Source organism: Desulforegulaceae bacterium (assembly GCA_034006035.1).
GTDB lineage: Bacteria > Desulfobacterota > Desulfobacteria > Desulfobacterales > JACKCP01 > JACKCP01.
Genome location: JAVETN010000006.1, coordinates 42,683 through 57,432, shown reverse-complemented (window position 1 = coordinate 57,432; position 14,750 = coordinate 42,683). Strand labels below are relative to the sequence as shown.

Sequence of the window (14,750 nt, the reverse complement as noted above, 5' to 3'; positions counted from 1 at the left end):
CGTAATTATACCTGATTCTTTTTAAAATTAAAACAAGTCTGATTTTTTCTAATCGGGTTTGACTTGTTATTGCTTCCCAGATCAGCAAGCTGCTTATTCAAATTGTTTTTATCAATGGTATCAGGCCATTTAACAGCACCTGTTTCCAGAAGTTTTAAGTTTCCCTGGGGGACATTTTGTCCAATTCTGACAAAAACAGGTTTGTGATTTTCTATTTTTAATTCTTCTGTGGCCCCTGCCCAGGTGCCTCCTTTTTTATAATCAGAACTTACAACCAGTCCATAGTCGGCCATGGCATAAATTAATTTGTTTCTACCCATGGCATTGCCCACTGTAAAATGAGCATCAGGGTGATAGGGTGAAATCAAAAGCAAATGTCCTGAATTAATTGAATTTCGAGCATAGCGTTCTAGGCTTTTTTTAAATAGATTTTCAGCGATTATTCCTATAGTAATCCCGCCTGAATCAAGAGCTGCTCTCATTGAAATTTGATCAACTCCCCGGGCTCCTCCGGAAACAACCGGCATTTTATTATAAGCACAAATTTCTGCAACCCGGCGGGTAAAACTTTCACCTTCTTTATCCACATTTCTGGAACCAACAATTCCAAGTCCTCCGCCTTTTAAAAGACAAGGGTTTCCTACTCCAAATAATAATGGGGGGGCTTTATCTTTAAGGTGTTTTTTGTAATTAGATGGGTAATCTTTATCACTTCTGCTTATCACCCAGATTCCGTTTCTTTGCCACTCTTCAACTGCAAATCCAAGCTGAACCCCTCTACCCATAAGAGTTTCCAAGCGTTGTTTATCAATACCAGTTCCCTTGGCTGCTTTATTAATTGATTCTTTTTCCAATAAATTACCTGGACGCATCTTAGCACTTATCAGCCATCTTACAATTTTTGTGTATTCTGTCTGGGTTAAAGATTTTTCTGGGGGGGTTTTCCCAAAAATACAGCAAAGCAGGATAATTGCTTTTGTGTCTTCTGTTAAAAAATTATTCATATATTAATCCATCCATTAATCCATCCTTGGTGAATTTAAGGCCAGGGCCATGGGATATACCAAAGAACAGCCGGCTTGGCTCAAGAGGGCGGCAGCTACTGTGAAAGTCCATCCTGACTCAATTATATCATCAACTAGTAAACATTCATCTGTCAGGCATTGATTTGTAATCTTAAATACTCCATCAAGGTTTTTTACTTGCTGGTAACTGTTTTGCATTTCTTTTTGTTCTTTGTTTACCCTGATTTTTTCAATACATTGAATAAACGGCAAATTTAAAGTTTCAGCCAATTTTTCTGCAAAATCTGGTACTAAATCAGGATTAATAAGGGATGGAATACAGGTAACCCATTTAGGAAAGGGATTAGGAGACCAGTTCTTAAGCATTTCCACACAGGCAGTTACAAGTTCATCTGAAAATTTGTTTGCTTCATATTTGTCATGAGCAACCAGTTTTCCCCAGCCCGCATCACGCCAAATGCTTAATGCACGGCCTTTTTTAGCCTGTTGTTTTTTTGGGATTTTATATCCGCTTAAAGGAGATAAAGAAAAAATATTTGAAACAGGCCATTGCTTTCTTGGTTTAAGGGGCTGATAGCTTCTGCGAAGAAATAAAGCTGCTTTTTTTGCCAGCTCATTGTCATAAGTTTCATTTAACAATAAACTTGGCGCACAGTTTTTGCATTTTCCACAAGGGTTTGGTGATGGATCATCAAGAGCAGTTTGTAAAAATTTCATTAAACAACCAGAATAATTCATATAGTCTTGCATCTGCTTTTGTTCTTCAAGCCTTATATTGGTAATGGCATTTATATATTCTTGATCCGCCTGATAGGAAGCTGCAGCTACAGTTGCATTCCATTTTCTGCCAATTTTTGTAATTGGCGATGGAGATTCAATAGTTAAAAATTTCAAGGTTTTATCTATCTGTCCTTTACGCAGATTCAAAGCACTTTGGATTTCAGGTACAGAAAGTCCATTGTCAGATTGATCCAAAGCATTTAGGATTTTTGAAATATGCTGTTGAGGTGGAAAGGCAGTTTGCATAAAATAATTTGCAATATGATCATCTTCTTTTCCACAAAGAAGGATTCCATAAGCTTGATCAACAGCACGACCAGCACGGCCGACCTGCTGATAATAATGCACAACCGAAGCTGGACGCTGAAAATGAATAACAAAACCAAGGTCAGGTTTATCAAAACCCATACCAAGAGCTATAGTTGCAACCAATACTTTGATTTTATTGTTTAAAAGTTTTTGTTCAAGCTCTTCTCTGGTTATACAGCTGTCTTCTTTTTTCCCAACTGCTGAATGATAAGCTTCTGCAGAAATTTTATTCAGTTTAAGCCATTTGCTGACTCTTTCGGCATCACGTTGTGTTAATGTATAAACTATACCGCTTCCAGGCAGATTTGGAATGTTTTGAGCTAACCAAGCCATTCTAGCTGAAGGACTTGGCATTTTTATATTTTGAAGTTTTAAACTTTTGCGAACCAAAGAACCTTTTTGAAGAGTTATATTTTCGCCCAATTGCAATTGAATATCATTTACAACTCTGTTGTTTGCTGTAGCTGTGGTTGCTAAAATCGGTACGTTAGAGGGGATAGCCTTAAGTACTCTTATTATACGGCGATAATCCGGTCTGAAATCATGTCCCCAGTCTGAAATACAATGGGCTTCATCTATAACAAAAAGTCCTATATTTTCAGCAATATTTGCTAAAACATTCTGACGAAAATCCGCATTTCCCAAGCGTTCAGGTGAAATTAACAGGAGATCCACTTTATTTAGTCTGAGTTTATTTTCAATCTGATTCCATTGGTCGATATTGGTACTGTTTATAGTTTGGGCTGTTAGGCCAATTCTTTGGGCAGCTTCCAGCTGGTTTCTCATTAATGAGAGCAGGGGAGAAATTAAAAGTGTTGCACCATATCCTTTTTCTCTTAGTAATTTTGTTGCTAGAAAATAAACCATACTTTTACCCCAGCCAGTACGCTGAACAACAAGGACACGATTTTTATCCAACAGCTTTTCTATACTTTCCCATTGTCCATCACGAAAAAAAGCGTCTTTATTGTTTAAGACCTGCTTTAAGTATATTTCTGCCTGTTTTTTCATATTCACATCTCAATTCCAATTTAATTAAGAGCAGAACAAAAGTTTTTGGATTGTTTTTCTAAAAACTTAATAAGTTAAAATTGTTTAACCCTGTAAACTATATCTGTCGGCATTAGTTTGTCAATCTATTGGCCTGTGCTGATTTGTAAATTTTAAATTAAACGATTGTCTTAAATAAATTTAGAAAACAATCATAAGAAACAGCTTTTAATTTTGATTTTACTTAGACTTTTTTATATGTTTTGTATAAGTCCTCAAGTAATTGCTTAAGAGTTCCATAGTTTTAATTAAAAATGTTACAATTGAAAGAAAAACTAAAATGAAAGATAAGGTGTTTTCAAAAGAAAAAAACTGGCCCAATCCCTTTGAATTTAATGAAACAATAGCTGTATGTTTTGATGATATGGTCAAAAGGTCGGTGCCTTTATATAATGAATCAATAAACCTTCAAACTGAGCTTGCATCAAGGTTTTATACAAAGGGCAGTGTGATTTATGACCTTGGATGTTCAAATGGAAACTTTGGAATAAATTTTTTAGACAAAATAAAAGACAAAAGTTTTTCAATGACTGCTGTTGACAATTCAAAACCCATGATAGAACTTTTTTTAAAAAGACTTGATTCAAGACCAGACAGCTCAAGAATAAAATTAATTAATGATAATGTGGAAAATATAAAAATTGAAAACGCCTCTGTTGTTGTTATGAATCTTACCTTGCAGTTTATTGAAAAGTCTTTGCGAAAACAATTAATAGAAAAAATATATAAAGGTCTTAATCCAGGCGGCATTTTTCTTTTAACAGAAAAGGTATTAAATGAAAATCAAAGGTTTTTGGAAAATGAAACTAAAATTTATTATGATTTTAAAAAGAAAAACGGATATTCTGAACTTGAAATAAGCAGAAAAAGGGAAGCCCTTGATAATGTGCTTGTTCCTGAAACAACAATTGAACATATAAATAGATTAAAAAAAGCTGGATTTTCCTATGTTGACATTTATTTAAAATGGTTTCAATTCACTTCTTTTATTGCAGGAAAAGAAAAATAAAATGGATAATTTGCTTAAAAATGCATCTGAATTTGGAGTTGACAGCCTATCTTCTTCTTTAAAAGAAATTGTTTATAAAAAAAACAAATTGATTGATTCAAACTCTAATAAACTTATATCAAATTTTAAATTATCTTATGAAAATCTTCCCGATTTAAAACCAGATTATCTTGAACTTGATAAAAGGGAAATAGGGTGTTTTTTAAAAAAAGAGCTTTCTTTTGATGAAAAGATAAATCTTGAAGAAAAACTAAAAAAATTTATTCCATGGAGAAAAGGGCCTTTTGATATTTTTGGAGTAAAAATAAACTCTGAATGGGATTCATATTTAAAATGGAAAAGATTTGAAGATAAAATTGATTTTAACAATAAAGTTGTCTTAGATATCGGCTCAAGCAATGGATATTATCTTTTTAAGGCTGCGGGTAAAAATATAAAATTTGGTCTTGGAATAGAACCTTACACTCCATATTATTTTCAGTTTCAGGTAATCAATAAATATCTGGGACTTAAAAACATTGGAACTATTCCCATTACTTTTAATGAGCTCCCTGTTTTAGAAGGTTTTTATGATCTTGTGTTTCTCATGGGTGTTTTATACCATAGGAAATCTCCTCTTGATATGTTGATTAGAATCAGAGAATTAATGAAAAAAGATTCAGAGCTTATCCTTGAAAATCTTATAATTTCAGATCAAGAACCAATTGCCCTAATTCCGGAAAAAAGATATGCTCAAATGAATAATGTATATTTTGTTCCATCAATAAAAACTCTTGAAATTTGGCTTAAAAAAGCTGGGTTTTATGAAATTGAATGTTTAGATATAAGCAAAACTGATTTTAATGAACAAAGAGTTACTGATTGGACTTTTAAAAAATCATTAAAAGATTTTTTAGATCCTTTGGATAAAACCAAAACAAAAGAAGGATATCCAGCGCCCATAAGAGCAGTTCTAAGGGCAAAAGCAAAGTAAAACCTAAATTGAGCATTCCATATTTTTAAATAACTAATCATAGGGAGAAAAAAAATGAAAAGATCAAATATTTTAAGTTTTATAATTGCTGCTTTTATTTTATTCCCGGTTTTTGGCTTTTGTGAAGGAAATATTCATATTTCAAAAATAGAAGGCAATGTTTTTATTTTAAAAAAGAATAGTTTTATGAAAAAATTTGCAGAAGAAAAAATGGAGGTTTTTTCAGGGGACCTTATAATGACAGATAATGATTCTATAGCTTTGATAAAAATAAATGAAGATTCGTCTGTTGTTGTTGATTCAAATTCAAAATTTAAGGTTAAAGATTCAAATTTTTATGAGCAGGAAGAGGGAAAAGCCTATTATTCTGTGGTAAGACAAGAGCAAAAAGGAATTAAGGTAAAAACTCCCTTTGCTGTTATTGGAGTAAAAGGAACTGAGTTTATAGTTAATTCCAAATCAGATAATCAGTCTGTTGCTCTAAAAACAGGTCTTTTAAACATTGAATCTTTAAAAGATGAGTTTGAGCTTAGAAGAAAAGAAGAAAAATCTGCTTTTCAGGCATTTCAGGAAAAAATAATGGGTGCTTTCAGAGATTATAAGGAAAAACAGGCAAGAGAATTTATAGAATATGTAACTCAGTTTGAGTTAAAACCTGACAAAATGGTTTCTTTTTCAGACAATATTGTAAATGAAGATGAGCTTAGCAAAGAGCTAGACAAAGAGTTTGAAAAATTCAGGACTTTTCTATGAAAAAGAAAAAATACTTGTATATTTCAGCATTTATTTTAGTTTCATTTGGAGCTGTTTTTTCTGTTTTCAAGTTTGAAGTTTCTCCTTTTTTTGAACTTGCTCAAAAAACTGACGATAGTAATTTTTTATTGTCAAAAAACACCCCAAATAAAAACATTGTTTTTGCTGCAGTTGATGAAAAAAGTGTTAATCAATTTGGAAGATGGCCGTGGAGTAGGGCTGTTTTGGCAAATGGCCTGAAAAATCTGGATCAGGCCTCAGTTGTTCTTCTTGATATCACTTTTTCTGAAACAAGTACCAAAGAAGAAGATAAATATCTTAGTGATACAATTTCCAAAATGAATAATGTTATTTGCGGTTTTTTTTTAAGAGATAAAGCAACAGAGGAACTTGACAGCAGAAGAAAAACAATTTTGTCTTTTTCCTCTTTAGAAAGAATCAAGGGAAAAAACATTTCTCTTCCCAGTGCCAGATATGCTGAAGTAAGCATTGAACCTATTTTAAAATCTTGTTCTATGAATGCCGCCTTTTCAACCTTTCCAGATAAAGACGGAATTTTTAGAAACTATACCCTTGGTTTTGCCTACAACAATTCTATTTATCCAACCCTTGGAATTCAGGGCTTAAGATTTTATCTTCAGGAAGATCTTGAAATTGAGCAAAAAAACAAAACAATTTTGGCAAACTTTTCAAAGCATAAATTAAAATTTAATAAAATTGGGACTAAAAGACTTAATTATTACGATTTAGATGATTATAATCATATTTCATTTTCAGACATTATAAATAATAAATTTGAGAAAGCTTATTTTAAAAATAAAATTGTAATTGTTGGAATAACAGAAGCAGGAATTTCTGATATAAGGTCAACTCCAATTGGAGCAATTCCAGGACCTTTGCTTCATTACACTTTTTTATCCAATGTATTAAACAATGACCTTATAAAAGAAGCTCAGATATACACAATCATTCCTATTTTTGCTTTATCTTTTTTTCCTTTATTTTGTGTTTTTATTTCCAAAAAAATTTATTTAAGAATTGGTTTAAATCTTGGAGCAGCTTTTGTTTTTATAACTTTTTCAAAGTTTTTATATGTTAACTCAAATGTTTGGGTTAGCAGTTTTTATCCTTTTGTTGCTTTAATTTTAAGTGTTTTTATAGCAGAAGCTATAATGTTTCGGTTCCATGAAAAGGAATCCTTTTTTATAAAAGAGGCTTTTTCAGCTTATGTGTCTCCAATTATTCTTGAAAAGCTGGCAAAACATCCTGAAGATTTAAAACTTGGAGGCGAAGAAAAGGAAATTACAATTTTATTTCTTGATATAAGAAATTTTACAACAATTTCTGAAAAGCTTGAATCTGTTGAGCTTGTTAATATGCTTAAAGAGCTTTTTAATCCTTTTACAAAAACAATTCAAGACAATAATGGCTTTCTTGACAAATATATTGGGGATGCGATTATGGCATTTTACAACGCTCCAGCCAATGTTGAAGATCATGCCAAAATGGCTTGTAAGAGTGCACTTGAAATGCTTAGGTTTATAAATTCTAAAGAGCTTAAAAATAAATTTGACTTTGATTTTGACCTTAGCATAGGAGTTGGAATAAATACTGGAATGGCTGTTGTTGGAAATACAGGAGCTGACAATAGATTTAATTATACTGCCCTTGGTGACAGTGTTAATATTGCTTCAAGGCTTGAAGGTCTTAATAAAACTTATGGAACAAATATTTTAATAAGTGAGTTTACAAATAAAATAATAGGCAAAGATTTTCTTACAAGAAAAATAGAAGAAGTAAAAGTAAAGGGCAAAACCAAAGGAGTGGTTGTTTATGAACTTATGGAAAACACCCAATTTAATCAAAAAATAAAAACATTGTTTGAAAAAGCCCTTGAATCAGGTTTAAAAGAAGATTTTGAAAAATGTTTTAATGAAACTGGAGACAAGGTTTCAAAGATTTTTATTGAAAGAAATTTATGATTAAGATTATAGATAAATATATTTTTAAAGAATTGCTCCCTCCTTTTTTTGTAAGCCTTATATTTTTTTCATTTATTTTTCTTTTATCAAGAATTTTAGATATAGCCGATATGATAGTTAATTTTAATGTGTCTTTTGGCTCTATTATAAAACTTGTTATTTATTCAATTTCTTTTTTTCTTCAATACACAATTCCCATGTCTGTAATGATGGCTGTTTTATTTGTTTTTATTGAACTTACAGGGTCAAATGAAACCCTTGCCTTAAAATCTGGAGGAGTAAGTGTTTTAAGGCTTCTTCCTCCTCTTCTTGTTTTTTGTATAATAGGTTCATTTTTAACAGCATTTATGACTTTTTACGGGCTTCCCTGGGGAAAATTTTCTTTTAAAAAAGAAGCCATTGAAATTGCTAAAAACAATATGGCAGTATCTTTTAAAGAAAAAACATTTATAGATTCGTTTCAAGGTTTTTCTCTTTATATCAATGAAATTGATCAGGAAAAAGGTATAATGAAAGATATTTTTCTTGAAGATATGAGTACAGGCGAAATTCCTGTAACAATAACTGCTCCTCAAGGTAGAATAATTCCAATTAAAAACGGATATCTGGTTGAGCTTTTAAATGGATCTTTTATTCAAATAGATAAAAAGGAAGAATCAGTTCATAAAACAGGTTTTGGAAAATATAGTTTCAGTCTTGACTTTCCAGAAAGTTTAAACCCTGGAAATGTAAAAAACAAAGATGAAAAAGAAATGTATTTTAATGAATTAAAAGCACATATTAAAAGTTTTGATAAAAAAACTTCAAAATATTATTCAGCACTTTTAAAAATGCACGAAAAGTTTTCCCTTCCTGCGGCCTCAATTTTTCTTGGTATTATAGGATTTGCTCTTGGTCTTCGGAATAAAACAGGTAAAAAATCCTCGGGGATAATTTATGGGATTTTTCTTTTTGTTTTTTACTATATTCTTCTTGCCCTGGGGCTTTCTCTTGGAGAGTCAAAACCAGAAGTTTATCCTCCCTTTGCGGCAATGTGGGTTCCAAATATTATAATGTTTGGACTTGGAATTTTTCTTCTTTATCTTGCAATCAAGGAAAAAAATATTAACTTTAAATTTTTTGGCAAAATTAAATGAGTTTATTAACCAGGTATCTAATTAAAGGTTATTTTAAAGTATTTTTTTTAATAGAAATTTTTCTTATTTTTATTTTTCTTATAATTGATTACCTTAATAATCTTGACAAATTCGTTAAGGCAGGGCTTTCGGTTCAAGGTGGAATTGGTTTTGTTCTTTTAAAAATTCCTTTTGTAATTGTTCATTTAACACCTGTATCAATAGTTGTTGCTGCTGTTATATTTTTTGGGCTTATGAATAAGAACAAAGAAATTATTGCCCTTTGCTCAAGCGGAATCAATCTTAAAAAAATATATTTTCCCATTCTTATTTTAAGTTTGGTTTTCAGTGCTTTTGTTTTTTTGGTTTCAGATTTTCTAATGCCCTTTTCTTCATCAAAATTAAATTTGATTAATTCAACCCAGATTAAAAAAAACAGAATTATAAGTGAAAATAAAACCAATATCTGGATCAAAGATAATAATAAAATTATTTATATTGATTATTTTAATTATGAAAAAAAAATGCTGAGAAACATAACCATTAATGAGTTTAATGATAAATATTTCCTTTCCAAAAGATATCAGGCAAAATCTGCTGTTTTTGAAAATAACAAATGGCTTTTAAATGATATTTATTATTCAGAAGGACTTGAAAAGGATTATGGCCAAGAAGTTATTCATCTTGAGTCTAAAGATTTTGTTTTTAATTTTGTACCTGAGGAATTAAAAGAAGTAATAAAACTTCCTGAAGAAATGAGTCTTTTAGAGCTTGAAAAATATATAAAAAGCTTAAAGGCAAAAGGGTATGAATATCAAAGATACCTTGTTGACTTAAACTCTAAAACTGCTTTTCCTTTTGTCTGTTTTATAATGGCAATTATAGGTACTCTTATTGGGACAAGCTCAATTACAGGTAAAAAAATTCCCCTTGGAGTTGGGCTTTCTCTTTTTCTTTCCCTTTTGTATTGGTCAATGCACAGTTTTTTTATTTCACTTGGATATGGAGAAAATATTAATCCTTTTTTAGCCGCCTGGACTGCAAATATTGTATTTGGTGTTTTAGGCCTTTTGGTATTTATTTTTTACGAGAAAAAACTGATTCAAAGCTCATGATAAATTCTTTAAAAACTAAAATTATAAAAACAATTTATTCAGATAATTATAAAAATCCTTTATTTAGTTTAAGGTTTTTTCTTTTTATTTTATCAAAACTTTATTCTACTGCTGTTGATTTAAGAATTTTTTTATATAAAAAATCTATTTTAAAATCATATAAATCAAGTGCTTTTATTATTTCCATTGGAAATATCACAGCTGGAGGAACAGGGAAAACTCCAATGGCTGTTTATCTTGCCAGATTTTTGACTAACAAGGGATTGAAACCAGCAATAGTAATGAGAGGTTATAAGGGCAGATTTGAAAAAACAGGAGGTATTGCCTGTGATGGTAAAAACTTAAAAGCTGATTTTAACAATGCTGGTGATGAAGCAGTTCTTCTTTGTTCTAAGCTTGAAGGTGTTCCTGTTTTATGTGGTCATAATAAAAAAGAATCTGTTAAAAAGGCTGAAAAAGAGTTTAAAGCCAATGTTATTATTTTTGATGACGGGTTTTCCCATTTAAAACTAAAAAGAGATTTAGATCTTCTTCTTTTAGATTATAAAAAACCTTTTGGAAATTTTTTTACTTTGCCAAGGGGGATTTTAAGGGAGAAAAAAAAGAATCTTAAAAGAGCAGATGCAATTATATATACAAGAACAGAAAATCCCCAATTGTCATTTAATAATACTTTTTTTTCTTTTCACCACACAGAAGTTGATAAAATTATTCCAGGACTTAAGTCTTTGGAAAATAAAAAACCTTTTCTTTTTTGCGGAATAGGAAACAATCAAAGTTTTTATTCAAGTGTTCAAAAGTTTGGTTTTAATGTAAAAAGTTCTTTGTTTTTTGATGACCACCATAAATACAGCACTAAAGACATAAAAAAAATTATAAATAAAGCCAAGGAAGATTATTGCGATTGCTTTTTAACAACAACTAAAGATTATTGCAGAATAAAAGAAAACAATATAAGTTTCCCTTTTGATCTTATAGTAATGGATGCGGAAATTAAATTTTACTGCAATGGATTTGATAATTTTTTAAAAAAACGGCTGAAACAAATTGAGTGAACTACATAAATATTCTAGAGACAAATACACAATTGTTTCTTTAAAAGAATTAAAAGAGGAAACTCTTCTTCCTTTTACAAATACACTTTTAAAGTCTGAAAAAAAAATAAAAACTTCTTTATCTCCTCTTGGGGGAAGAGCTCAGATTTTAATTAAAAATCTTCCTGAATTAGGGCTTTTAGTTTTTAAAAATTACTTCAGAGGTGGGATTTTAGGAGTTTTTAATAAAAGAACTTATCTTAAAACTAAAGATAATATTAGACCTTTAACTGAAATTATCTTTTTAGATAAAATTAAAAAGCTTAATCTTCCTGTTCCTCAACCAATTGCGGCCTATTATTGGGGAAATTTGTTTTATAAGGGCGGAATAGTTACTGAATACATTAATAACTCCACCACTCTTGCACAATTTTGTATTGAAAATGAGGATAAGGGCCAAAAAATTTTTAAAGAAAAATTCTTACCTGTATTTGAAGAAATAATTAACAATAAAATTTTTCATTGTGATCTTCATCCTGGAAATGTTCTTGTTTCAAGAGGTGAAAAAATTCATTTAATTGATTTTGATAAGGCTTTTTTTTTTGAAGGGCTGCCTTTTTATTTAAGGGAAAAGCTGGAGTCAAGATGGAATAGGGCGGTTAAAAAACATAATCTACCTTCTTTTCTTTCCATGGTTCCAAAAAGACGGCCTTAAAAACCCTTTCAGGATCAATTTTCATACAATCCCTTGATTTGCATGTTTTTTGTCCGCAATTTAAGCATGAAGAATCTTTTTTTCTAATAATTTTTCCAAAATAAGGTCCTGTTCTTACAGGATTTGATGGTCCGAAAAGTCCAAGGGTTTTCACTCCAAGAGCAACCCCAAGATGCATGGGCCCTGTATCCGAACTTATTAAAAAGTTTGCATTTCTTAAAACTTCTGTAAGCTCGTAAAGATTTGTTTTTCCAGTAAGATTTAAAGGTTTTTTTAAGGATCGTTCCAATATATTTACAGAAAATTCAAGATCTTCAGGCCCTCCGGTAAGTACAGGTAAGAAACTTGTGTTTTCATAAATAAGATCTATAAGCTTTGCAAAATCACTTTCAAACCACTTATTACAAGATTTTGTTGCTCCTGTGTTTAAAACAAGATATTTATTTTCAATTTTTATGGATGATTCAAATTTGGGAAGATCCCAGGTTATAATTTCAGGTTTTTCAATACCAAGATATGATGAAAACTCCAGGTATTGGTCAAGCATATGAGTTGTCTCAGGATTGCTTGGCGGTATTTTTTCATAATTTAAAATCCAGGTTAATTCTTTGCATCTTTTTTTATCAAAAGTGATTTTCCTTTTACCAGGTGACTTAAAAGTAAAAACAGCAGATTTTAAAATTCTTTGAAGATCTAAAACAATGTCAAAATCTTCTGATTTAAGAAATTTTGAAAGGTTTTTAAATGATTCCCATTTGTTTTTTTTATCAAATAAAACAGCTTTTGAAACAGCCCTGTGATTTTTTACCAAGGGATAACTCAAAGGTTCTGTTATCCAGGTAATTTCTGCATTAAGAGTGTTTTTAAGATGAACTGCAAGTGGGAAAGTATTTATTACATCGCCAAGAGCACCAAGTTTTATAATTAAAATTTTCATTTATATTCCCAAAAGTTTTTCGCTGGCAGTAATTACTTCTGATGAATCTATTTTCATGCATTCTTCAGTATTTAAAGGACATTTATTATGGCCATGCCTTCCACAGGGACGACAATTAAGCTTTTTTTCAACAACTATGCTTTTGTTTTTCCATGGGCCGTATCCAAACTCTGGAATTGTTGAGCAAAATATAGAAACACAGGGAGTTTTTAAAGCGGAGGCCATGTGTAAAGCCATACTGTCATTACAGATAACAAGCTTGGCATTTGAAACAACAAATTTTAGTTCCAAAAGATTAAGTTTTCCACAAAAGTTTAAAGCTTTGGTATTTTCACAAACTTTTTCACATATTTTTTTTTCAGCTTCAGCTCCTGTTACAACAATTTTATACCCTTTATTTTCAAAATGTTTTGCAGTTTCATTATAACCTTTGGAATGCCAGATTTTAGTTTTCCAGGCACTTCCAGGAGATAAAAGAATATATTTTGAATCTTTTAAAGTTTTTAGCTCAGGGTTTATTTCAGTTTCAATTGGAGAAAAAAGCCTTAAATCCTGTTTTAAATGGGTGATATCTGTTTCCGATGAAAGAATTGAAAGATTTCTTATTGCATCATGATCTTTTATATTTCTTGGTTCAGATACATCATAAATAAAGGATAATTTTGCTTTTTTAAATCCTGTTTTGTGGGGAATTTTTGTTAAAAAAAGCATGAATGAAGTTCTATAAGATTTATGAAGACAATAAACCCTGTCAAAGTTTAAATTGTTTATCTTTTTTACAATCTTAAAAACCCCGGAGAGGCCTTTTTCTTTTCCTCTTTTATCATAAACAAGAACTTTTTTAATTAAAGGGTCATTTTCAATTAAAAGTCTACCCAAAGGAGTGGTAAGAAAATAAATTTCACTTTCAGGGTAGAGAGTTTTTACCCCTTTTATAACAGGAGTTGAAAGAATAATATCACCAAGAAAACCTGTTTGAATAATTAAAATTTTCATTAAATTACCTTTGTAGTACTCACAGCGTCAAGATAAGCCTGTACACCCTGGGCTACATCTTTAAATTCTTTATTATATCCTGCTTTTCTTAATTTTGTAATATCAGCTTGGGTATAACTTTGGTATCTTCCTTTTAAATGTTTTGGGAAACTTATGTATTCAATTTTTCCCTTACCCATATATTTAATTACAGAATTAGCCACATCATTGAATGTCTGGGCTGCTCCTGAACCAACATTGAAGATTCCAGAAACTTGAGGGTTTTTAAAAAGCCAGAGATTAACATCAACTGCATCTTTTACATAAATAAAGTCTCGTTTTTGGCCTCCGTTTTCATATCCTTCAATTCCTTCAAACAATTTACAAACTCCATTTTCTTTTATTTGATTATAAAAATGCCAGGCAACACTTGCCATGGTTTTTTTATGAAATTCCCTGGGCCCGTAAACATTAAAATACCTAAGTCCTGCTGTTTGATTTGTAATTTTGCCAAGATAAGGTCTTACAAAATTATCAAATAAAAGTTTTGAATATGCATAAACATTAAGAGTTTTTTCGTTTTTTTCTTCTTCATAAAAAATAGTATTATCTCCATAAACAGAAGCTGAAGATGCATAAATAAACTGGAAGTTTTTTTCCATGGATTTTAAAAATATGATTTTTGAAAACTCATAATTGTTTTCCATCATGAATTTTCCATCCCATTCTGTTGTATCAGAACAAGCACCTTCATGGAAAACAGCTTCAATATATTTTAAATCAGGATGATTGTTCTTTAATTTTTCAATAAAATCATCTTTGTCCATATAGTCATGGATTTTAAGGTCAGCTATATTTAAAAACTTTTCTCCCTGAGTGAGGTCATCAACAACAATAATATCTGTTCTTCCAATATTATTAAGCCCTTTTACAATATTACTCCCAATAAAACCTGCTCCTCCGGTTACTATAAGCATG

At 30.7% G+C, this 14,750-nt stretch carries 13 protein-coding genes; 8 read left to right on the top strand and 5 right to left on the bottom strand.

The features are described from left to right. Positions 1-5 precede the first annotated feature (5 nt). Positions 6-1,004, bottom strand: coding sequence for a DNA-processing protein DprA (locus RBR53_06245; protein MDY0132252.1), 999 nt, complete (start codon positions 1,002-1,004; stop codon positions 6-8). A gap of 15 nt (positions 1,005-1,019) precedes the next feature. Next, positions 1,020-3,125, bottom strand: a complete 2,106-nt coding sequence (locus RBR53_06240) for a RecQ family ATP-dependent DNA helicase (protein MDY0132251.1) — start codon at positions 3,123-3,125, stop codon at positions 1,020-1,022. 319 nt (positions 3,126-3,444) lie between these two features. Here RBR53_06240 and cmoA point away from each other — a divergent pair, with 319 nt between their 5' ends. Genes cmoA through RBR53_06200 form a run of 8 tightly spaced genes read left to right on the top strand, consistent with a single transcriptional unit; the run spans position 3,445 to position 11,860 of the window. Next, positions 3,445-4,173, top strand: coding sequence for a carboxy-S-adenosyl-L-methionine synthase CmoA (gene cmoA, locus RBR53_06235; protein MDY0132250.1), 729 nt, complete (start codon positions 3,445-3,447; stop codon positions 4,171-4,173). Between the two features lies 1 nt (position 4,174). Then, positions 4,175-5,146, top strand: a complete 972-nt coding sequence (gene cmoB, locus RBR53_06230; protein ID MDY0132249.1) for a tRNA 5-methoxyuridine(34)/uridine 5-oxyacetic acid(34) synthase CmoB — start codon at positions 4,175-4,177, stop codon at positions 5,144-5,146. Between the two features lie 54 nt (positions 5,147-5,200). Next, positions 5,201-5,899 carry a FecR family protein gene (locus RBR53_06225; GenBank protein ID MDY0132248.1) on the top strand — a complete coding sequence of 233 codons (699 nt, stop codon included), beginning with the start codon at positions 5,201-5,203 and terminating at the stop codon, positions 5,897-5,899. Further along, positions 5,896-7,881, top strand: a complete 1,986-nt coding sequence (locus RBR53_06220; GenBank protein MDY0132247.1) for an adenylate/guanylate cyclase domain-containing protein — start codon at positions 5,896-5,898, stop codon at positions 7,879-7,881. Before RBR53_06225 ends, RBR53_06220 begins: the two co-directional genes overlap by 4 nt. Beyond that, the gene (locus tag RBR53_06215) at positions 7,878-9,017 is read left to right on the top strand and encodes an LptF/LptG family permease (GenBank protein MDY0132246.1); all 1,140 of its coding nucleotides are present in this window, start codon (positions 7,878-7,880) and stop codon (positions 9,015-9,017) included. The genes RBR53_06220 and RBR53_06215 overlap by 4 nt, the downstream gene beginning before the upstream one ends. Further along, a complete protein-coding gene (gene lptG / locus RBR53_06210) occupies positions 9,014-10,111 on the top strand; it encodes an LPS export ABC transporter permease LptG (protein ID MDY0132245.1) in 1,098 nt (365 codons plus the stop codon). The genes RBR53_06215 and lptG overlap by 4 nt, the downstream gene beginning before the upstream one ends. Further along, positions 10,108-11,166 (top strand): tetraacyldisaccharide 4'-kinase, encoded by a 1,059-nt coding sequence (lpxK, locus tag RBR53_06205; protein ID MDY0132244.1) that lies wholly within the window; start codon positions 10,108-10,110, stop codon positions 11,164-11,166. Before lptG ends, lpxK begins: the two co-directional genes overlap by 4 nt. After that, positions 11,159-11,860 (top strand): lipopolysaccharide kinase InaA family protein, encoded by a 702-nt coding sequence (locus tag RBR53_06200; protein MDY0132243.1) that lies wholly within the window; start codon positions 11,159-11,161, stop codon positions 11,858-11,860. Before lpxK ends, RBR53_06200 begins: the two co-directional genes overlap by 8 nt. Here RBR53_06200 and RBR53_06195 read toward each other — a convergent pair. The 3 genes from RBR53_06195 to rfaD are packed head-to-tail and all read right to left on the bottom strand — an operon-like array spanning position 11,805 to position 14,749. Further along, positions 11,805-12,797: a glycosyltransferase family 9 protein gene (locus RBR53_06195; GenBank protein ID MDY0132242.1), complete on the bottom strand. Its 993-nt coding sequence runs from the start codon at positions 12,795-12,797 to the stop codon at positions 11,805-11,807. The two genes, RBR53_06200 and RBR53_06195, sit on opposite strands and share 56 nt — an antisense overlap. After that, positions 12,798-13,793, bottom strand: a complete 996-nt coding sequence (locus RBR53_06190; GenBank protein MDY0132241.1) for a glycosyltransferase family 9 protein — start codon at positions 13,791-13,793, stop codon at positions 12,798-12,800. Beyond that, positions 13,793-14,749: an ADP-glyceromanno-heptose 6-epimerase gene (rfaD, locus tag RBR53_06185; GenBank protein ID MDY0132240.1), complete on the bottom strand. Its 957-nt coding sequence runs from the start codon at positions 14,747-14,749 to the stop codon at positions 13,793-13,795. Before rfaD ends, RBR53_06190 begins: the two co-directional genes overlap by 1 nt. Position 14,750: the final 1 nt, after the last annotated feature.

Coding starts and splice junctions, on each gene's coding strand:
- cmoA (MDY0132250.1), top strand. CDS start 3,445: ATGAAAGATAAGGTGTTTTCAAAAGAAAAAAACTGGCCCAATCCCTTT.
- RBR53_06225 (MDY0132248.1), top strand. CDS start 5,201: ATGAAAAGATCAAATATTTTAAGTTTTATAATTGCTGCTTTTATTTTA.
- lpxK (MDY0132244.1), top strand. CDS start 10,108: ATGATAAATTCTTTAAAAACTAAAATTATAAAAACAATTTATTCAGAT.
- RBR53_06215 (MDY0132246.1), top strand. CDS start 7,878: ATGATTAAGATTATAGATAAATATATTTTTAAAGAATTGCTCCCTCCT.
- RBR53_06195 (MDY0132242.1), bottom strand. CDS start 12,797: ATGAAAATTTTAATTATAAAACTTGGTGCTCTTGGCGATGTAATAAAT.
- RBR53_06220 (MDY0132247.1), top strand. CDS start 5,896: ATGAAAAAGAAAAAATACTTGTATATTTCAGCATTTATTTTAGTTTCA.
- RBR53_06240 (MDY0132251.1), bottom strand. CDS start 3,125: ATGAAAAAACAGGCAGAAATATACTTAAAGCAGGTCTTAAACAATAAA.
- RBR53_06245 (MDY0132252.1), bottom strand. CDS start 1,004: ATGAATAATTTTTTAACAGAAGACACAAAAGCAATTATCCTGCTTTGC.
- RBR53_06190 (MDY0132241.1), bottom strand. CDS start 13,793: ATGAAAATTTTAATTATTCAAACAGGTTTTCTTGGTGATATTATTCTT.
- rfaD (MDY0132240.1), bottom strand. CDS start 14,749: ATGCTTATAGTAACCGGAGGAGCAGGTTTTATTGGGAGTAATATTGTA.
- cmoB (MDY0132249.1), top strand. CDS start 4,175: ATGGATAATTTGCTTAAAAATGCATCTGAATTTGGAGTTGACAGCCTA.
- lptG (MDY0132245.1), top strand. CDS start 9,014: ATGAGTTTATTAACCAGGTATCTAATTAAAGGTTATTTTAAAGTATTT.